The sequence below is a fragment of the Paenibacillus sp. ov031 genome (assembly GCF_900143165.1).
Lineage (GTDB): Bacteria > Bacillota > Bacilli > Paenibacillales > Paenibacillaceae > Paenibacillus > Paenibacillus marchantiae.
Genome location: NZ_FRDO01000003.1, coordinates 106,839 through 126,837 on the forward strand (window position 1 = coordinate 106,839; position 19,999 = coordinate 126,837).

The window sequence follows — 19,999 nt, forward strand, 5'->3', positions numbered from 1 at the left end:
GACTTGCCGCTTGGCATTTCAGTGAACTTAGAGAATCGATGGAGTTCCATGCAGCCGCAGTGGCACAAAAAAGTCATGCTCCACTTCGCTTGCCGGCAATGGACGACTGAAATAATATCCCTGAATTTCGCGGCAATCATTTTGCATCAGAATATCCAGCTGTCCTTTCGTCTCGATCCCTTCCGCGATCACTTCCATCTTCAGATTTTGAGCCATCGATATGATCGTGGCCACAATCGCCTGATCACTCCGGCTCTCCGTAATATCCGTCACGAAGGAACGGTCAATCTTTAACTTATGAATTGGAAAATGCTTCAAATAACTCAGCGAGCTATATCCTGTCCCGAAATCATCCAGGCTGATTTTGACTCCAAGCGCTGTAAGTTCATTCAGAATACCTGTGGATACGGATGCATCCATCATCATGCTCTCTGTAATTTCCAATTCAAGATAGCGGGCATCGAGGCCCGTCTCCGTGAGTGCATTTTTGACCTGCTCCACTAGGTTGGATTGATGAAACTGCTGACTAGACAAGTTAACGGATACCGGAATGAGTGGACCGCCACTGGCATGCCAAAGTTTCATCTGTCTGCACGCTTCGCGCAATGTCCAGTTCCCGATCTCATAGATCAGGCCTGTCTCCTCAGCTAGTGGAATGAACACATTCGGAGACAGAACGCCTTTGTCTGGATGATTCCAGCGAATCAAAGCCTCCACGCCGATCATACGGCTGTCTTCTGTACGTATCTGGGGTTGATAATACAAGACCAGCTCATCTCGTTCCAGTGCCTTGCGCAAATACCCTTCCAGTTCAATTCGTTCATACAGCTCCGAATCCAGTTGGGCCGTGTAAAACTGAAAACCGTTCTTGCCGTTTTTCTTGACTTCATACATGGCAGAGTCTGCATGCTTCAACAACGCATCCGCTCCTGTTCCATGATACGGATACATTGCGATCCCGATGCTGGCTGTAACGTAAAAGTCATTTTCCTTTAATCGATAAGGTAGCTGAATCGCTCGAACAATCCGTTCGGCCAGTTCGGCCACCCGTTCTTCATTCCCCTGCTCATTGGTAACAACCAGTGTGAATTCATCGCCCCCCATACGAGCAAGCATGACATTATCCGTCGCGTTCGGGTCTGAATCTTGGATTGCACTCATAATTCTGCTGCTCACTTCTCGAAGAAACATATCTCCAATGGAATGTCCCAGAGAGTCATTAATCATTTTGAAACGGTCAATATCCATCACCATAACCGCAAATGAACTTCCTGCTGCCCCCGAAGTCGCGATCGTGCTCTCCAGCACATCATCCAGCTTGCGTCGATTAGGGAGCCCGGTCAGCGGATCATGCAGAGCCTGATGGCGGATGCTTTCCTGAGCCTGTTTCTCCTCGGTGACGTCTTTAATCAGGATATGGCTTCCCTGATGTTTACCATCAATCAGTACAGGTACTACAGCGATACTTAGATCAAGAAGATTTCCCTGAACGTTTTTCATTTTGCCCATGAAATGCTGCTGCTCACGGCTATCATCATCCCATTCCACATGATGCATTTCACTTGCCCAATGAATATCAACATGCTGTGAAATCTCATCAATAGAATGATGTATGATCTCTCTTTCCTGGTATCCTGTAATACGTGTGACTGCAGCATTAATCCCCTTGATAGCCCCTTGCTTATCCACCGAAATAATGGCATCTGAATGGTTTTCGTACAAGGCTTGATACCACTGTTCATTTTCATGAATCCGGCGATCCTTCTGAGTTAGACGCTGATTAATAAAGATACCGAACAAGGTCAACCCTAATGCAATAAAAGTACCCGCTGCGATCAGATACGCAAGAAGTGAAGGCTCAATCTGCATCCCCGAACCAGCCATTGCATCATGTGCATGATGAAATTGTGCAGCTGACATCCCCGTATAATGCATTCCCGAGATGCCCAGCCCCATAATGAGTCCGCTGCCCATCTTGTACACCCATGTATAACGTGACTGATGCTGCCGGAAGAAAAACATGAGCCACAAGGCAGCAAATGAAGCTAAAGCTGCGATCAGGATGGATAACAACACTATGCCTGGTTCATATGTGATGGTAACCGACATGGCAGCCATTCCGATGTAATGCATGCTGCTAATGCCTGCGGTCATGAGCACCCCTGCGATCAGGAGCTTGCTTATTTTACCTGACTGCTGACCTGCAATATTTAACGCAACACCAGATGCAATGATTGCAAGCAGAACGGATAGAAAGACCTCACCTGTGGAATACGACACATGCATGGGAAGAACAAAAGCCAGCATGCCCACAAAATGCATGGACCAAATTCCCAAACCCATAGAGACTGCGCCGCAGGTAAGCCAGACATTTCGGGACATGCCCTTAGCCAGACTTACTCGGCCCGCAAGGTCAAGCGCTGCATAAGAAGCCAACGCTGCAATAATGTAAGATAAAATAACCAGTTCTAAGTTGTACGTTCCATGTAGGTGCTCCACTCACTTTGTCCTTTCAACCGGGAAATGCCTTGTATGTATGCAAAATGTAAAAAAAAGCGAGTGCGCTGTCTGGATGACAGGCACTCCCTCCACATCATTTGTCTGGAGACCACCGACTTATTATAAAGCCAAAGTCATACATCTCTAACCCGTTAATATTGATGTATATAGTCTAAACGTCCCAGACGTGAAAATCAACACTTTTTTCCAGATAAAACGAATGTTTAATATTGTCGAATTCCCATTCACCACGCGCCTTGCAGGCGCTTATCCCTCCATGCCATCCTTTCCTCACCACCTTATTCACCTTGGACCAGTTTTGCCTTCTTGCGAACTTCTTCGGTCATCGTCTGTTCATAGCCCTTCACATCGAGCTTGTTGAATTCCTTCACATATTCATCCCAGACCTTGTTAAAGTCAGCCGGACTGGAGAGGACTAGTTTGGGCACATATTTCTTTTGCAAATCTGTACGTTTCTGTCCATAGATATGGGCTGGGGAACCTTGATCAAAAGCAATGCTCCAAGCCGGGTACCATGGACGTTCATCCGGCGCAGCGAACAGTTGAGAGAACGTCTCCACGCCATACTTCTCCAGAATGAGCTTATCTCCATCCGTATAGGAGAATTGGGCAACTTCGGGTTGTCGTTCTACACCGACAGAATTACCGTCAGGCAGAGTCGATCCATTACCGTAACGCGGCCAGCTGTACTCAAAATATTTGAATCCGAACGATTGACGGAACTCATCTGAATCTGTTTTCCGGATCATTTCCGCAGAGCGCGTAAACCGCCCCTTGTCATCCACTTCGTAGGTTTCTCCTTCGATCCCCCAGTTGGACAGAATCTGATTCTCATCCGTTAATAGGTTATCGAAGAATTGGATGATACGGACCGGATCTTCTGCACTTACGGTAATGCCAATCCCCCGGTTATTAACAAAGCTCGGCGGATCAGTATACTGATCCTTGGTGTTTGCGTCGTACACAATCGGCAGTGCCATATAACGCAAATCGTCATTACCGGCTTCCTTCAGATTGTTCATTTCCTGCCCTACCTGCCAGGCATAATCAAAGAATCCAAGCACTTTCCCACTGGTCACTTTCGCAAGATACTGGTCATAGTTATCGACAAAGGAGGACTTATCAAACAGCTCTAATGAATTCATTTCATTCAACTTCTGCATCCAGCGTTTGGTCTCTTCCGTAAGCCCATAGTCCTTGGCTTCCTGTGTCTGCATATCCACCATAATGGCTCCATCATTCGGATAACCTGCAAGGTGCATGGCCGGATTAGTGATCGTAAAAAATTTATCATCATACGTCAACGACAGGAATCCAGTCAATCCTTCATCCTTATGTTTGTCAGCGTATTGTTTAATCAGATCCATGTATTCATCCAGCGTGGTGATCTTTGGATATCCAGCCTCCTTCAATACACGACGCTGTATCCAGAAGGCACCTTGATCCACATTCGGATTAGGCAGATAGTTTCCAACCACTGCGCTCATGGGCAGAAAATAAATGTTGCCATCTTCCTCTTTCATCAGGTTGTAGTACGACTCATACACCCGTTTAATGTTGGGTCCATACTGATCAATCAGATTGTTGAGAGGAATAAATGCACCGGCATCCACGATTTTGTCAATAGCCCCGTCCGGGACCATCACATCCGGGTACTTGTTGCTTGCAATCATCGTTCCAATTTTGGTATTAATATCACCAACCAGGTATTCAATTTTGAAATTAACCCCGGTTTGTTCCTCCAGCTTTTTGCCGATTGTGGTTTCATTTGTATTGATGTCCTTGCCTGAACCCGCTTTAAAATACGAGAATGTCACTTTCTCTGTGCTTACTTTGCCGTCTCCCCCCGCTCCAGCTTCCGGTTTAATCTCACTTCCTCCCCAGGAACAAGCCGTCACCATGGTTAAAGCTAATACTGCCGGCAGCCAGCGCTTCAGCATGTGATTAACCAATATGAACGCACCCTCTTTCCCCCCTCTAATGTAAGCACTCTCATTATAAGGTTGATGACAAACTTTGTTTACCGGATAAACTATAGGTTTATGCCTTAGAATGTTTAATGCTTTGGTGGATTGGATGAATCTTCAAGGGGTAAACCAATTTCCACACGTGTGCCTGTCCTAGGAGCGCTATCGATCTGAATATGGAACCGGCTATCGTAGATCAGCTTCAGACGATAGATGACATTCTGTACACCTACGCGATCACCCATTGAATCTTCCGTTTCCACGTAAGAGAGTAGCTGCTTTCTTTTGTCCTCTGTCATACCTGCCCCGGAATCCTCCACCACACAGATCAGTTCTGTGCCTGTTCGTCGAATACAAAGCCGAATTTCCCCGCCTTCCTTCAGTGGTTCGATCCCATGAATGCTGGCATTTTCAACAAAAGGCAACAATGTCATCTTGGGAATGGAACAATCCGCAGCCTCTGGGTCCAGATCAATCCTATAATTCAACTTATGACCAAAACGATATTTCTGGATTTCAAGAAAACAGGTCACATACTCCAATTCCTCCCTTATGCTGACTTTATCCCGATTCCAGGTGAGGGCATTTCGAAAAATTTTAGCCATATGATAAATAATTCGTGCCGTCTCATCCTCATCTTTCATGAGGCTGCGCATACGGATGGTCTCCAGCGCATTAAACAAAAAGTGTGGATTAATCTGGCTCTGCAATGCATTTAATTGGGCATGCCGCCGCTGTAACTCCAAATTTTTATGTTGAATGTCTGCTACATAGACGTCGTTAATCAAACGATGGATCGTCATCGTCATGCGATTGAATTCGGCTGTCAGCTGCCCAATCTCGTCCGACGATTCCGGCTGTCTAATCGGTTCAAATCGCTGATGCTTCACTTTTTCCATGTGTTTCAGTATTCGAGCCAGCCTCACGTGGATTGTGCGTGTCATCCAGATAATAATCCAGGTCGGCAGGATCAGATTGATACAGGCCAGCACAACGACAAGGTGACTGGGTTTGCCCAGTTCCTTGTAAATCTCGGATTCATCGAACACTCCGTTGATTTTCCATCCCTCCATTTCACCGGACAATGGATAGGCCATTTCGAACTCTTTCTTACTTTGTTGATCCATGACATCACTATAATTCACGAGTTGACTGGACCATGGGATACCAGAATCCGTCGAGTAGTCTATTTGTCCAGCCGGATTAATCAGATACAGGTTGCCCTGTACGTTAAGGTTGGTGAAAATCTGGCGAATCGTCGATGGCTTCAGATCCAATCGTACGAACTTTTCCTTCCACCCGGGCAGAGCTTCATAATAATTGAGTTTGCGTAAAATGCTGAACGTCTGCCGATTCCCTTCAGGACCGGATCTCATCAGAATGGGTGCGGAATGTTTACTGTTTGCCAGCAGCCTGTATGGCTTCGACTGTCGAACCTCTTCGGTTAGAAACTCAACTCCCCCGGAAGGCAGTACACTTTTGTTATCCACATATATCGTCAAACCTTGGAGGGAGCGGTAACCGGAGTAATAGGTATTCAGGATTTTGCGAAGATAAGAATCGTAGGCTTCGATATACTGAACCGGATTGGTGTAATTCACATCCAGCATGTCATTCAGTATACTGTCCGTATAAAAGCTTGAGGAAAAATCGGCCGCATTGCGAATTTCCCCCATAAATTGACTTCGAATCTGTTCCATTCCTTTGGAGAGGTCGGCCATTCGCTGGGATTTTACGTTCGCTATAGTCACCTGATAGAAAATAACATTAGTTAGAATAACGGGTACGAGTACAAAGAAGAGATATAAGATCAGCATTTTATCGCGTAAGCGGATATTATTAAAAAAGTTGAGCTTCACGCTTTCATCTCCCTACCCTTCATCCATGATGCGATTTCGATATTCCGTAGGAGCGCATGATTCCGTTTTCTCAAATTGAGTTGCGAAATAATCACTGCTTCCAAACCCAACCCTCTCGGCGATTTCATATACTCGCATATCCGTCTGACGCAGCAGCTTCTTGGCTTCCTCCATCCGAAGTTGAAGCAGGAAGTCGTTGAAATACATGCCATACACCTTGCGGAAGCGTTGACCCAAATAGACCGGATTCATGTAAAATATGGAGGCAATACTTCTCAAACTAATATTGCTGCTGTAGTTGGCTTCAATATAATGTTTGATTTTTGTCATTGCACCCCTGTGATTGTACTGACGCTGTTCCGCCAGCTTCCGCGCTGAATCTAGCATGAAAACCGTCAACAACTGTCTGGTCTCAGCCAATGTTCCCCGCTCCGCTTGCCATGCCAGAATGGGTTTGAACGAAGGTATCTCTTTCACATTTGCCTCAGCCGATTTCAGAATCGATAGTACCGCTGAGATCAGTTGGTGGATTGCAGACGTCACTGCAACAGGAGCGTAATTGGCCGTTCTCATATCGGTGAACCATTCACCCATTGCATACTCTAACGCCTGAATCCGTTGTTCCTCCATAAGTGTCAGGAGCTCCTGCTCCTTTTCATGATCGATATGCACCCACTGTACAGACTCATGCAGCATGTTATCATACAGAACGATCCCACTCTTCTCTGAAATAAATTTATAGGAAATCGCCTTCAGTGCGGTTTGATAGGCATGTCCAATGAGTAAAGGTTCATAACAAACCTTCCCGATATATATGCATACAGAGTCATGACCCATTTCGGCGAAGCAGGATTGCATTTGCCCGGCAACCGCATGTAGATTCATTGAATAAGGGCGTAGATGTTCCGCAGTTAACAGAACTCCGATACGTTCGCCGTGCTCTTTTACATACAGATATGAGCGATTTGCATACATCTTTCCAAGAACAGACTGCACAATCCGGCCAAAATTTTCTCCGTTCCTGGCCCCCGGCCCCTCCTCTTGAACAGTATCCGAAACCTGGAAATGTGGCGTGTTATTCTCAAACAGCAGATATGCCAGCGGATCGTTAGCACTTGTACCCGTCAGTTCAATCCATTGTTCAACCGTTTCCAAATCCGATTCGCCATAAATAAACTGATTAAGTAATCTGACGTATTCCTGCTCACGTCGGGTTTGTTCAGCATGCTTGCGCCGATTCAACTCCTCCGCCAGCTTGCGTAAAGTCCCTTCCAGTTCAATCTCATCAATTGGCTTCAAAATATAATCCTGTACCCCGTACCTTACGGCCTGCTGGGCATAAGCAAAATCATTATATCCACTCACGATGATAAAATAGGGCTGTTTGCCCTTGGTCAGAACCTGCCCATCTCGCTCAACCGTGCGCCGGATCAATTCCAGTCCATCCGTCTCCGGCATACGTATGTCCGTAATGACAACGTCGGGCTGTAGCTCTTCGATCCGGGTACAAGCCTCATCCCCATCATTCGCCTCTCCAGCCACTTCGAACCCGCATGCTTCCCAGTGGATCAGTTTTCTAAGTCCTTTTCGTGCGTATAGTTCATCATCAACCAACAGTACCCGATGCATGCCCATCACCCTTCCCTTTGAATGACAATTGCAGTGTCCCTATATTCATCAGTAAAAAGAAAGCGGTTACATAAATTTTTGTATTATTCTGCCTTTTATTGTTAAGGTCTGTGTGGTAAAAAGTCAACAGCTTTTCCTGCAAGGATTGCACAACAACTTCTGATATCCGTTATTTCCCAAAAAGAAATAGCATACCAAAAAAGCACAGCCCATAGGCTGTGCTGGTTTGAAGACCTTTACGCTTGCACAGGTGCAGTCGTTTGGCGAATCACCAGATTGGATGGCTCCGTAACGACTGGAGGAGTATATGCAGGATTCTCAATCATGGCGATCAGATATTCGATGGATTTGATTCCAATGGAATGAATATTTTGATTAATCGTGGTCAACCCTGGTTTGAACACTTCCGCATAGTATGTGTTATCAAATCCGACAACAGATACATCCTCAGGCACCCGTAAACCATGCTTCTCAATTTCGTGGATCGCACCAAAAGCAGACATATCTGAAGCACAGACAATCCCCGTAGGCTGGTCCTTCAATGCAAGCAATCGGCGAGCTGCCTTACTGCCACCATCGAAAGAATAGTCACAGACCTCCAGATACACCGTTGAATATGGAATGCCGCAGAATCGCAAACCTTCCCGATATCCATCCAGTCGAAGATTCGCTACGGCAGGCCCAAGTGTACCTGAAATATAGGCAATTTTCTGGTGACCCAGTTCATGCAAATGCTTCACACTCATGGCAATGGCATTTGCATTATCCGTCGTTATGTATCCTGCCCGCTTGCCAAACAAGTCGGTATCAACGAACATCGTCGGAATCTCAGCAGTAACCAATTCCTGAATACTCTCGTTGTCTCTTCCTTCCCCGAATACAACAACGCCATCCACATTTCGGCTGCGGCAATGTTTAATAAACGAGTATGTCGGATCATCAAAACGTGTAGATAAGCGAACAAGATCGTATCCGCTGTTTTCCAGCGCTGTTTTGATTCCTTCAAGCAACTCCGATACAAACGGATTGGTAAAAGGAACCGTCAACAATACACCTACCGTCCAAGAACGGCGTTTTACAAGTCCACGTGCAACCACATTCGGTTGATATTTCAATAGTTCGATGGCTATATTGACTTTTTTGCGAGTTTTGTCACTTACATCGGGATAATCGTTCAGCACTTTGGAAACGGTTGCAACAGATACGCCCGCCTCTTTGGCCACATCATGGATAGAAGCCACCTGATCACCTCAACCTCTTTCAAATCCCCTGTCTCCGGCTGCATTCACTATAACATCGGCAGGTTTGTCTACCCATTATAGCTTAAAACAGCCAGAAACGGTATCACAGCTTCCAGCCAGTATTACCGCCTATTCCTGATGATCCAATTTCCTGAGATCAAGTGCCAGTTTCTCCATAGTGGTAGCAAAAACCGCAAGCTCTTCTGATCGGGATGCCTGACGCCTTGCTCCCGAAGCAGTGTGCTCCGACTCCTGTTGAACACTACCTAGCTTCTTCATGATCTGTGCCAAGTTCGACTGAATTTTCCCTTGAGCCTCTCGGGAACTAGCCGCAAGCTTGCGAACCTCACTGGCAACCACCTCGAATCCCCGGCCAAATTCTCCTGCATGTGCAGCTTCAATGGCGGCATTCAAACCCACGAGATGACTCTGATCTGAGATTTCACGAATGATTTCACCCATTTTGCCAATCTGATGAATTTCCTTAGTCAGCTCTTCCAACAATCCATTTGCCTGATCCTGAGAGGCAGCCGTTTCTCTGGCCACATCAGAGATCGCCTGAGCATTTTCATTCAATTCACTAATCATGCCCGTCAACTGCTGGGTAATGTCCGTGATGGCCAGCAACGTATGCTGCTGATCTTCAGCAAGTTGATTTAATTTTTCCTTTTCCTTCTTCTCGTAAGCCTCCAATACAAGCTGTGAATCGAGATTGAACATTTTACTAAGAGCCTGGATGACCAGATGCCAGTGTTCGGGGATGACTTGCTGAAATATGCTTGTTGCAATATCGAGGTAAACCATATACGTGCCCAGATAATAATCTTCGGACAAACCAATGCGGGAATGGACCAGTCCGATTGCAATGCGCTGTTCAATGTATGCATCATCAACTACACCATCGGTCATGGATAACCAGTATAGCTTTTGTGTTTCCTTCAAACGGTCAATGGACGAGAACCGGGCAATCAGTTCGACCAAATTCGGATAATTGCCTACATGATTGTAGAAATGGTCCACCACTTCGTCCACGACTTTCTCAAAAGCAGGTCGATGATCCGCAAGCAATTGTAGATCTCCGGCGGTCAACCCAATATAATCAAGTTGTTGTTGTCTTGCTATAGTAATACTCATAACTAGTTCTGTCAGCTCCTTAATAACCACAAAAAATATTAAATTGTAAATATCTGTTTACCGATTATAGACTAAATGACCTAATTTTACATATACCATTAGAACTAATTTGTCATGGAATTGACCTTCTCTGTCATTTTACTAGTCATAATTGTACAAATACCTATATAAAAAGACCCCTGACCCTGCTGTGAAGGAGCCTCACAGCAGGCGTCAGGAGCCTGATCCGGAATGGTTCGTTGCAGATTAGCGATTCAACAGACTACCCACATAACGGAGCAGTTCATTCGCACTAGCTGCGGTATATCCATGTTCTTCAATCAACCGTTTAATCACTTCATTCATTCGTTTCAGTTGAGTGGCATCTGGTGTCTTGGTTGAAGTTGTGATCTTCACAATATCCTTCAAGTCAGTGAACAGTTTCTTTTCAATCGCTTCACGCAAACGATCATGACTGCTGTATTCGAACTTCCGTTCCTTGCGGGAATAAGCCGAGATGCGGATCAATATCTCTTCCCTGAAAGCCTTTTTGGCATTTTCGGAAATACCGATCTGCTCCTCTATCGAACGCATCAAGCGCTCATCCGGGTCCATCTCCTCATCCGTCAGTGGATCACGAATTTTGGCCCAGTTGCAGAATGCCTCGATATTATCGAGGTAATTTTCGAACAGCGTTCTGGCCGACTCTTCGAACGAGTAGACAAATGCTTTCTGCACTTCCTTCTTCGCCAGCTCATCATATTCTTTCCTAGCCAGGGCAATAAAGTTCAGATAACGCTCACGTTCCTCTTTTGAAATCGAAGCATGCTGATCCAGACCATCCTTGATCGCCCGGAGAATATCCAGCGCGTTAATGCACTGAAGGTTTTGCTTAATCAAAGCACTGGATATCCGGTTGATGACATAACGCGGGTCAATGCCCGACATGCCTTCATCCAAATATTCATTTTGCATCTCACGCAGATCAGCTTCTTTGTACCCTTCGACTTCTTCACCGTCATACATCCGCATTTTTTTGACCAGATCCATGCCTTGTTTCTTCGTTTCTTTCAAGCGGGTAAGTATGGAGAAAATGGCTGCAGTCCGCAGAGCATGCGGTGCAATATGGACATGCTTCATATCACTTTGCTGAATGAGCTTGCCGTAAATCTTCTCTTCCTCGGAGACCTTCAGGTTGTAGGGAATTGGCATGACGATCATCCGGGATTGCAAGGCTTCATTCTTTTTGTTGGAAATAAATGATTTGTACTCGGATTCATTCGTATGCGCCACAATCATTTCATCCGCACTGATCAAGGCAAATCGACCTGCTTTAAAATTCCCTTCCTGCGTCAGCGATAACAGGTTCCACAGAAACTTCTCATCACATTTCAGCATTTCCTGAAATTCCATCAAGCCACGGTTGGCCTTGTTCAATTCACCGTCAAAACGATAGGCGCGTGGATCGGACTCGGAGCCGAATTCAGTAATGGTTGAGAAGTCGATACTTCCCGTCAGATCGGCAATATCCTGGGATTTGGGATCGGATGGACTGAATGTTCCGATTCCCACCCGGTTATCCTCGGAAATGGTGACCCGTTCCACTCGCACCTTGCTGATATCACCGCCATATTCGGTCCGAAGACGCATCTGGCAGGATGGGCAGAGATTGCCCTCAATGCGGACACCGATCTCCTTTTCCACTTCGGGACGAAGCTCCAGCGGAATCAGATGCAAGGGCTCCTCATGCATTGGGCATCCGTCAATGGCGTATATAGCACCCTTCTCTGTGCGGGAGAATTGTTCAAGGCCACGTTTCAGCAGCGTTACCAGTGTTGACTTACCTCCGCTGACCGGACCCATAAGCAGCAGAATCCGTTTGCGAACATCCAGACGGCGTGCTGCCGAGTGGAAATATTCTTCCACCAGCTTTTCAATGGACCGATCTAGCCCAAAAATCTCCTGTTCAAAAAACTTGTACCGTTTGTGCCCCCCAACTTCTTCCACGCCAAATGATTCAATCATCTGGTACACTCGTGCGTGAGCCGTCATTGCCGGAGTCGGGTCCTCTCTCAGCAGTGCAATATAATCTTCAAATGTCCCGTTCCATGATAAACGGTCACTCTCTGCCCGATGTTCCGCAACGCGTTCAAAAATATTCATGCTTGGTACCTCCCATGGCTCCTTTAGTGTGATTGTCAACCATTCCGAATGGTATGAAGAAATCAATAGAATTACGGCTTGTGCTTGAATACCAATCTTGCGGTCCGGATTAGTCCCGCCACCCTCTGTCCAAACATCATGTATTGTTGTGAAAAGTGTATTACATACCTATGCGGCAAATCGGATAAGTTGACCTCTTTTTTTCAATCTGCAGGTCTTAATTTGAGGCTTTCCCTGTTCTATCAGACATCTTGTGCGCTCAGAAAAAAAAGAACGGATATGATATAATGAAGGTTCTAAATTCAGAAAACGGAACAATAGATGGCCAGAGACGAGCCACTTCAGGAAAGGAGCAGAAACGATGGCAGTAAAGTACGAAACCGAGTTATATTCGCCTGTAAAGGCTTTTTTCGAACGACGCGGCTACGACGTGAAGGCTGAAGTCAAACATTGTGACCTGGTTGGGGTCAAATCGGATCAGAATGAACCACTCATTGTGGAGATGAAAAAAACATTTAATCTGTCTCTGCTGTTACAGGGAATGCAGCGCCTGAAGCTCAGCCCCTTCGTGTATCTGGCAGTTGAGCGGAACCGCAGCAAGCGTGGTGCCGTGAACCAGCGCTGGGGAGATTTGACCGCACTGTGCAGACAACTTGGGCTAGGGCTTATCACCGTTACGTTCTACAAAACCAAATCACCTCTGATTGATGTGCTGTGCGAACCTGCTGCCCAAGCTCCTATGTCTGGTAGCGGCAGCACCGGTGTCCGTAAAGGCGGTATCCGGCGGCAACGACTGCTGAAGGAATTCGACGAGCGAAGTGGTGACTACAACACAGGAGGAAGCACACGCAGGCAGCTGGTCACCGCTTACAGGGAAAAAGCAATACGTGTGGCTTCCGCCCTTCGCGCTCAGGGAGAAGCCTCCCCCGCCTTGATCAGTAAACAGACAAGTGTGGGTTCCGCTGCGGCCATTTTGCAAAAAAACTATTATGGCTGGTTCGAGCGCTTATCCCGTGGACGATATGTGCTGACGGTTAAGGGTGTGCAGGCACTAACTGAGCATGCTCACATGCTTGAGGATAATGATATGATTGAACGGAGTATAAATGAACTAGAAATGGATTTTTCCTTAAATCAACATGACGACATTGAGCTAGAGCTTATTGCGGAAGTAGCGGAGCCCTACCTGATCCATGGAAAGAATGACTGAGGCAACAGGTAACGTAGCTTCATGCAAAATGAAGATGCAAAAAAGCCCATCATCTCCAATAGAGATCATGGGCTTTTTCGTGTTTCTATATATTAGGCTATTAGAAGCTTGCTGCTACTTCGGAAGCCAATTTCAGACCTGCTGCTACGATCTCTTGGGAACGGTCAGGTGAAGCATTGTGGCCTTCAACGATAACCAGTTCAGGGTTTTGGATACCCCAGAAGTTCAGTACATTTGTTACATATTTAACGGACATTTCAGCGGATGCCATAGGCTCTACGGAGTAAACTCCGCCACGTGCGTTCAACAATGCCACTTTTTTGTCGCCTACCAGACCTACAGGGCCTTCAGCAGTGTATTTGAACATTTTGCCAGCTTGGCTCAGGTAGGAAATGTAGTTCACCAGTGGTGCTGGAACAGTGAAGTTCCACAGTGGGAATGCAAATACTACTTTGTCTGCTGCCAAGAATTGATCTTGCAATTGTGCTGCCAGTGCAGCTGCTTTTTGCTCTTCAGCAGTTGCTTCGATACCATTAGCGGCTTTGTATCCACCTGTAATTACAGTGTTGCCGTAGTAAGGAATATCTGTATTGTAGAGATCCAGTTCGGTAACTGTGTCACCTGGGTGGGATTCTTTGTATGCGCTCAAAAATGCATCGTACAATTGTACGCTGACTGCTTGATCTGCAGGACGGTCGTTTGCTTTGACAAATAAAATGTTAGACATGTTCGTTCCCCCGTTAGTTAAAATATATGAGTGCTTCTCCTGAACTTGCAATGATTGCAGCTTATATAAAGAAAACAACAACTCATTAATACATATTATATATAAAAATGTTAGTGGATGCAATAACGTAATTACTTTGGGGGTAACCTATTTGCTTCCAAATCCAGTGCCTGGAACTTCTGCTGTCCCAAGTTCCAGGCATGAATTTGACCCTACATTCTTTCTTTTCTAAATCCGGTTTAGCTCCGGGCTGTAAACTCTGTTATGGACTCACTGATCAGATTCATGCCAAGCAGCAACTCATCCCGGCCGGGATGACTGAAGTTCAACCGGATGTACCGATGATCCTGTTCACCCGTGGAGCAGAGGGAACCGGGAAGGAAGGACACCCCTTTTAACAGCGCTGCTTTGAGCAGAGCTCCGCTGTCCAATCCATCCGGTAACTGTACCCACAGATACATCCCCCCTTCAGGAATGCTATACTGACTGCCTTTCCAACCCGGGCGCTTCAACAATTCGAGCATAAGCTTGAGTCTGGTCTTATACTCCCTGTTCAGCATGGAGAGATGATCACTCCACTTAAAAGGAGAATGGGCAAGCAGTTGATACAATAACCGCTGATTCATGGGACTGGACTGTCCGTCTGCTATCCGTTTCACGGAGGCCATAGCCTGGATCAAGGCCGGATGTCCGGCAGCCCAACCTGTACGCAGGGCAGGTGCTACAGTTTTGCTAAACGAACCAATGTAGAGAACATGTCCACCCTGATCCGCTGTATCCAGCGCAAAGAGGGAAGGATATTTCCGGTAGAAGTCTGCTGGTTCCAATCCATCGAAATGAAGTTCACCATAGGAATCATCTTCCACGAGCAGTACGCCATAACGTGAACACAGATCAAGAACAGCCTCACGCCGCTCCATACTCCACAGCACGCCAGTTGGATTGGAAAAACTGGGTGCAGCAAAAAGCAGCTTCGGTCTCACCTGCTGCATGTGATGCTCCAAAAGGTCAGGCAAAATGCCATCCCCATCGCCTGTGACGGGCACGATTTTGGCACCTTGCATCTCCAGAACCTCGAGACAGCCTGGAGAGGTAGGATGCTCGACCAGTACGGAATCTCCAGGCTCAAGCAGCAAACGCATCACAAGATCGATGGCCTGCTGAGTCCCTGTGGTCAATAAAATCTGCTCTGGAACTGTCCGTATGCCCTTGCGAGCATTCCAATCGTTGTCCAGCCATTCTCTCAACGGTCTGTACCCTGCCGGCTCGCCATACTGCAATGCGGAGGGTCCGGAACTAAATACAGACACCGCTGCTTCTTCCAGCAGTTTAAATGGAAACAGCTCCTCCGCAGGCAGTTCTTCTGCCAGAGAAATGAAATAATCCCGACCAGACATCTCACGTATGTCCCTCAGCGGTGATGTCAAAAGCCTGTTTGTACGGGAGGCGAAGAAATACTTCATCGGTCCGTTCCCCTTTCATCCCTAATCCGAACTTTGCTCGCAGTCCGTAGCCCCTACAACCTATTCCTGTTGGACACTGAATATGACCAGACCGGACACTTGACGAGTCATCGTACATAGGGATTCATGGAACCATGCTCGTCAGGATACGGTTTTGGTCTGCCTCGCATATAAAGCGTAACGTTCAATCGCCTGTGCCCTGCTGCTTACATCCAGTTTCACGTATATTTTACGCAGGTAATTATCAATCGAACGTCTGCTAACGTTAATCTCACTGGCTATTTTATCATAGGTTACGCCCTGAACAATTCTTTCCATGATAAAAGTTTCGGTTTCTGTTAATTCAACAATAAGTTCTTCTGCAGGAGATTCGACGGGCTGAGCCCACTCTGAACTGGCTAACCATGATAAAGGAATGGATACACATCCCTCACGCAACCCGGAAATCAGATGAATCAGCTGGCTAGGGGAAGCCTGTTTGGACAGCATACCACTAGCACCAAGACTGATCAGATGACGAAATAATTTTACATTGTCCTCGTCCGTTAGAATAATGATGTGACTATGAGCCGACAGATTTTTCATTTGGGATATATACTGATCCGCCTGGCCCTCAGGAAGCCGGTAATCCATCAAAATCAGATCGGGCTGGTGAATGTTCACCAGGTCAAGACCTTCGGACCCGGTCGAAGTCATCCCCCGTACCAACAGATCCTGCTGTTCTTCCAAAATCAATTTTGTTCCCAGCATGCTGGTGGGGTGGATATCTACGATGACCACCTGCCATACTTTTTTCATTGTTGTTCCCCCTGTTATGTATTGGACAAATTCCTTTTCTACCATCAGCCATGATAATGCCTCTATCCTTGCGACAGTCCGTGTATAGAAGAAGTAAAAGTCGGATAATGTCGAAAAATAGAAAAACACTTGATACAGCTGTAAGAACAGCTCTATTTCTACTGTATTTTGCTGTCGTCACATCAGGACTTTTGTCTTCCCAAGCGAAGAAAGATCAAAATATAGTATAAATTTCCTGCATTTCTATCTAAAAAAGTCGAAAAACTTGCCCAAAGTTCCTACTTATTGCATCTATAAGAAATTGTATCCTAGGACTTCCTTCCGATGCAATCTCTTTTTATCCTATTACTCAAAGAATTTCATTTTTGCGTAATCAATAGTGGCATGATAGAATGAGGACTGGAAAATTTTTTGTACCTATAAATAACCAGGAGTGATGATATGAAACCTTCTGTCCAACCTTCTGACATCCATCACACCCGGAGCGCCAAAGGTAAGGCCGGATCTTCAGTCAAGCTGTTTCTGGTCATGTGGATTGTTCTCATTGCACTTGGAGTACTCGGAACCTACTATTATAGTAACCACCTCCAGCAACAGATGATTAATCAGCTTCAGACCCATAATCAACAGCAGATTGCAGCGCTTAAAGCCGACTACGAAAAGCAGCTAACAACGATATCCAAGGAAGTAGCGGACCTGCAGGGCCAGGTGCAGTCCTTTAATGAATTACTGACTTTCACCAAGGATAATGCAAACGATAAAACCGACAACAGCAACAAATTGTATACCCAACTGAGCGAAGTCAAAAAACAACTGGAGACACTCCAGAAAAAGATGGACCTGCTCAAATGATTACACCCGTAAAAAAGGTTAATCGTTTATTTATGCTTGCACTTGCTCCTTTTGTTGGATTGATGTTATGCATGCTGCTGATTCGTCCTCCGCTTGAACCGGGAGACTTCATTCATTCCGGTCTGGCTGAAGAGAATGTTACACCCCGGACCCAGGCAATTAGCCAAGAGCTTGCAGGGGCAAAAGAAGCTGCTGTTCAGACTTCTTCTTCTATTAAAAGAACAACACAGCTGTACAATCAGACAACGAGTACGATGTCGACGCTTGTACAGAAGGCTACGGTTCAAGCCGCTCGCCCGGAAACGATCTACAATCAACGGATCTCATCCAAGCTGGGCGTTCCGTTTGAACGGATAGACAGTGATCGAGTTACGATTGAACTCTATAGGGTCAATCCAGGCGCCTATAAAGGCTATGCGATGAAAATCAAGCTAAAAGACCCCACGGCCATGAAGATGGCTCTGGACAGCGAGCCAGGCCGATCTGAGACAACTATGCAAGCGGTCAAGCGCAGCGGTGCCATTGCCGGAATTAATGCCGGAGGATTCGCCGACAGCGGCGGAAAACGGTATCCGCTGAGTACTACCGTTATGGACGGCAAGTATGTGAATGGTTTTCAGGCCAGCTTTAAGGATCTGTTTTTTGTAGGTCTTGATAATGCCGGTAAGCTGGTAGGCGGTAAATTTTTCGAAAAAAGTTCCCTGGATCGCCTACAACCCCAATTTGGTGCCACATTTGTACCCGTGCTCTTGCAGAATGGACAAAAAACGGTCATTCCCGCCAAATGGAAAGTCTCACCCAAGCGGGCTCCACGCACCGTGATCGGCAACTACAAGGACGATCAATTGTTGATTATCGTTGTTGACGGGTATAACGAAGGGGGCAGCTCAGGAGCCACCCTGGAAGAGCTGCAAGGACGTTTGTACAAACTTGGCGTCATGGACGCCTATAATCTGGATGGCGGCGGATCGTCCTCACTCATCGTGAACAACCGGGTTGTGAATAACCCTTCGGATGGGAGCCTCCGACCGGTACCTACTCACTTTTTATTTTACAAATGATGGAGTGAAGCATTTCTTTTCTTCCTATAATGGTTATAATAGAAGTAAAGATTTTGCAGGAGGTGCTATGGTATGTCATTTTCACTGACATTTTGGATTATTGCAATTGTATTGGCTCTCTTCCTTACAGGCATTCTCACTTCATCCTACAACAATGACAAAACTAAGGGCCTTTAAGGGCCAAGCCTCTCCTGGTGAGAGGTTTTTTCATTTTATAATGGGTCAAATAAACAAGCTAAACAAGAGACAAGGCTTAAAAGAATGCTTCAATTCTTCTAAGCCTTGTCTCTTGCTGTACAGTCGTCGTTTAACACAACATCCATGGAATGAAGAGGGGGCAGCGTCGTCAATAGCTAACCGCCTTTTCACCTTGGGCTTGTGCAAGATATGCTGACTGTACCTTGCTGTTTACCGACCCGCCCTCCACCAGTGTCACGTAGATGCGTTCATGATCAACAGGCTCTCCGGCAATAATCTTGATTAATTGTTCGGCTGCCAGTGCGCCCCATTTTCGTTTGGAATAATCAATCGTGACCAGTCTTGGCTGCACATATTTGCTAAGTTCAATATTATCAAATCCGATAATATCAATCTCCTGACCAATGTTTAACTCGCTATCAGCGAGCCGGTCACACATCCCAATCGCCATCTCGTCATTGAGACAAAACACCCCAACTGGTTGAGTATATTCCTGAATAATACGTTCGGCTGCCCGTTCTCCGCCACTCTTCTCGAAATCTCCGGTAATTTCGATCCATTCCACATTCGCTTCCCGCTCCGATACTTGCCTCACAGCCTTCAACCGCTGAGCCGAGTCAAATGAACCTTCAGGACCTGTCACGACATAGATCTTCGTGTGTCCCTGTTCGATCAAATGCTCCATCGCAAGGGTTGCTCCTGCCTTGTTATCCAGTAGAACCTGATTAATATTGGGGTGATCCAGTTCCCGGTCAAGAACGACAATCTTGTGTCCTATGTCTGCATATTGCATTAGTTCCTTGCTCGCAAATGTATGATCCAGAATGACAGCACCATCAATCATTCGCTCCGGAAGCATTCGATGAGATTGTTTCCCGCTGCACACAATCAGGTCGTACCCTTGCGCGTTACATACAGATTTCATACCACTAAGTAAGTCTCCATATACATCCCCGCTAAAATCCGTCAGAAATACACCCAGAATTTTGGATTCTCTCTTCTTCAATGTTCTGGCAGCAGCATTGGGAACATAGTTCAGCTCTTTGGCGATAGCCAAAATTTTGGAACGGGTCTCATCTGTCACTTTGTTGCTACCATTCAGAGCGTATGACACGGTAGAGATCGAAACTCCCGCCTGTTTGGCGATATCCTTGATACTGACCACATTCTTCGCTCCCCTGTTATGTTCATCAGGCCC

Annotated in this window: 14 protein-coding genes; 3 read left to right on the forward strand and 11 right to left on the reverse strand. The window is 46.2% G+C overall.

Features of this window, described 5'->3' with window-relative positions; all coding sequences use genetic code 11:
- Positions 1-27 precede the first annotated feature (27 nt).
- The 7 genes from BUA17_RS14180 to BUA17_RS14210 form a co-directional block, all read right to left on the reverse strand.
- Entirely contained in the window at positions 28-2,499 is a 2,472-nt protein-coding gene (locus BUA17_RS14180) for a bifunctional diguanylate cyclase/phosphodiesterase (protein ID WP_063564266.1), read from the reverse strand.
- A gap of 299 nt (positions 2,500-2,798) precedes the next feature.
- Positions 2,799-4,460: an ABC transporter substrate-binding protein gene (locus BUA17_RS14185; RefSeq protein WP_072734016.1), complete on the reverse strand. Its 1,662-nt coding sequence runs from the start codon at positions 4,458-4,460 to the stop codon at positions 2,799-2,801.
- Between the two features lie 116 nt (positions 4,461-4,576).
- On the reverse strand, positions 4,577-6,346 hold the full coding sequence (locus BUA17_RS14190; RefSeq protein ID WP_348537073.1) for a sensor histidine kinase: 1,770 nt from the start codon (positions 6,344-6,346) through the stop codon (positions 4,577-4,579).
- Positions 6,347-6,358: 12 nt separating this feature from the next.
- Positions 6,359-7,975: a response regulator gene (locus BUA17_RS14195; protein WP_170867851.1), complete on the reverse strand. Its 1,617-nt coding sequence runs from the start codon at positions 7,973-7,975 to the stop codon at positions 6,359-6,361.
- 236 nt (positions 7,976-8,211) lie between these two features.
- On the reverse strand, positions 8,212-9,216 hold the full coding sequence (locus BUA17_RS14200; RefSeq protein WP_072734018.1) for a LacI family DNA-binding transcriptional regulator: 1,005 nt from the start codon (positions 9,214-9,216) through the stop codon (positions 8,212-8,214).
- Between the two features lie 129 nt (positions 9,217-9,345).
- Positions 9,346-10,350, reverse strand: a complete 1,005-nt coding sequence (locus tag BUA17_RS14205) for a globin-coupled sensor protein (protein ID WP_072734019.1) — start codon at positions 10,348-10,350, stop codon at positions 9,346-9,348.
- Positions 10,351-10,596: 246 nt separating this feature from the next.
- A complete protein-coding gene (locus BUA17_RS14210) occupies positions 10,597-12,492 on the reverse strand; it encodes a PrkA family serine protein kinase (protein WP_063564261.1) in 1,896 nt (631 codons plus the stop codon).
- 361 nt (positions 12,493-12,853) lie between these two features.
- On the opposite strand from BUA17_RS14210, the gene BUA17_RS14215 reads away from it, so the two are divergent.
- Positions 12,854-13,702, forward strand: a complete 849-nt coding sequence (locus tag BUA17_RS14215) for a DUF2161 domain-containing phosphodiesterase (protein WP_072734020.1) — start codon at positions 12,854-12,856, stop codon at positions 13,700-13,702.
- 100 nt (positions 13,703-13,802) lie between these two features.
- On the opposite strand, the gene BUA17_RS14220 is transcribed toward BUA17_RS14215, so the two are convergent.
- The 3 genes from BUA17_RS14220 to BUA17_RS14230 all read right to left on the reverse strand — a co-directional run bounded on the left by BUA17_RS14220 (position 13,803) and on the right by BUA17_RS14230 (position 16,690).
- Positions 13,803-14,429 (reverse strand): FMN-dependent NADH-azoreductase, encoded by a 627-nt coding sequence (locus BUA17_RS14220; RefSeq protein WP_063564259.1) that lies wholly within the window; start codon positions 14,427-14,429, stop codon positions 13,803-13,805.
- A gap of 239 nt (positions 14,430-14,668) precedes the next feature.
- Positions 14,669-15,892 carry an aminotransferase-like domain-containing protein gene (locus BUA17_RS14225; RefSeq protein ID WP_063564258.1) on the reverse strand — a complete coding sequence of 408 codons (1,224 nt, stop codon included), beginning with the start codon at positions 15,890-15,892 and terminating at the stop codon, positions 14,669-14,671.
- Positions 15,893-16,033: 141 nt separating this feature from the next.
- Positions 16,034-16,690: a response regulator transcription factor gene (locus tag BUA17_RS14230; RefSeq protein ID WP_063564257.1), complete on the reverse strand. Its 657-nt coding sequence runs from the start codon at positions 16,688-16,690 to the stop codon at positions 16,034-16,036.
- A gap of 441 nt (positions 16,691-17,131) precedes the next feature.
- Between BUA17_RS14230 and BUA17_RS14235 the strand changes: the two genes are divergently transcribed.
- Positions 17,132-17,542, forward strand: a complete 411-nt coding sequence (locus BUA17_RS14235) for a hypothetical protein (protein WP_063564256.1) — start codon at positions 17,132-17,134, stop codon at positions 17,540-17,542.
- Positions 17,539-18,603, forward strand: a complete 1,065-nt coding sequence (locus BUA17_RS14240; protein WP_072734021.1) for a phosphodiester glycosidase family protein — start codon at positions 17,539-17,541, stop codon at positions 18,601-18,603. Before BUA17_RS14235 ends, BUA17_RS14240 begins: the two co-directional genes overlap by 4 nt.
- A gap of 346 nt (positions 18,604-18,949) precedes the next feature.
- On the opposite strand, the gene BUA17_RS14245 is transcribed toward BUA17_RS14240, so the two are convergent.
- Entirely contained in the window at positions 18,950-19,966 is a 1,017-nt protein-coding gene (locus BUA17_RS14245; protein WP_063564254.1) for a LacI family DNA-binding transcriptional regulator, read from the reverse strand.
- Between the last annotated feature and the right edge of the window lie 33 nt (positions 19,967-19,999).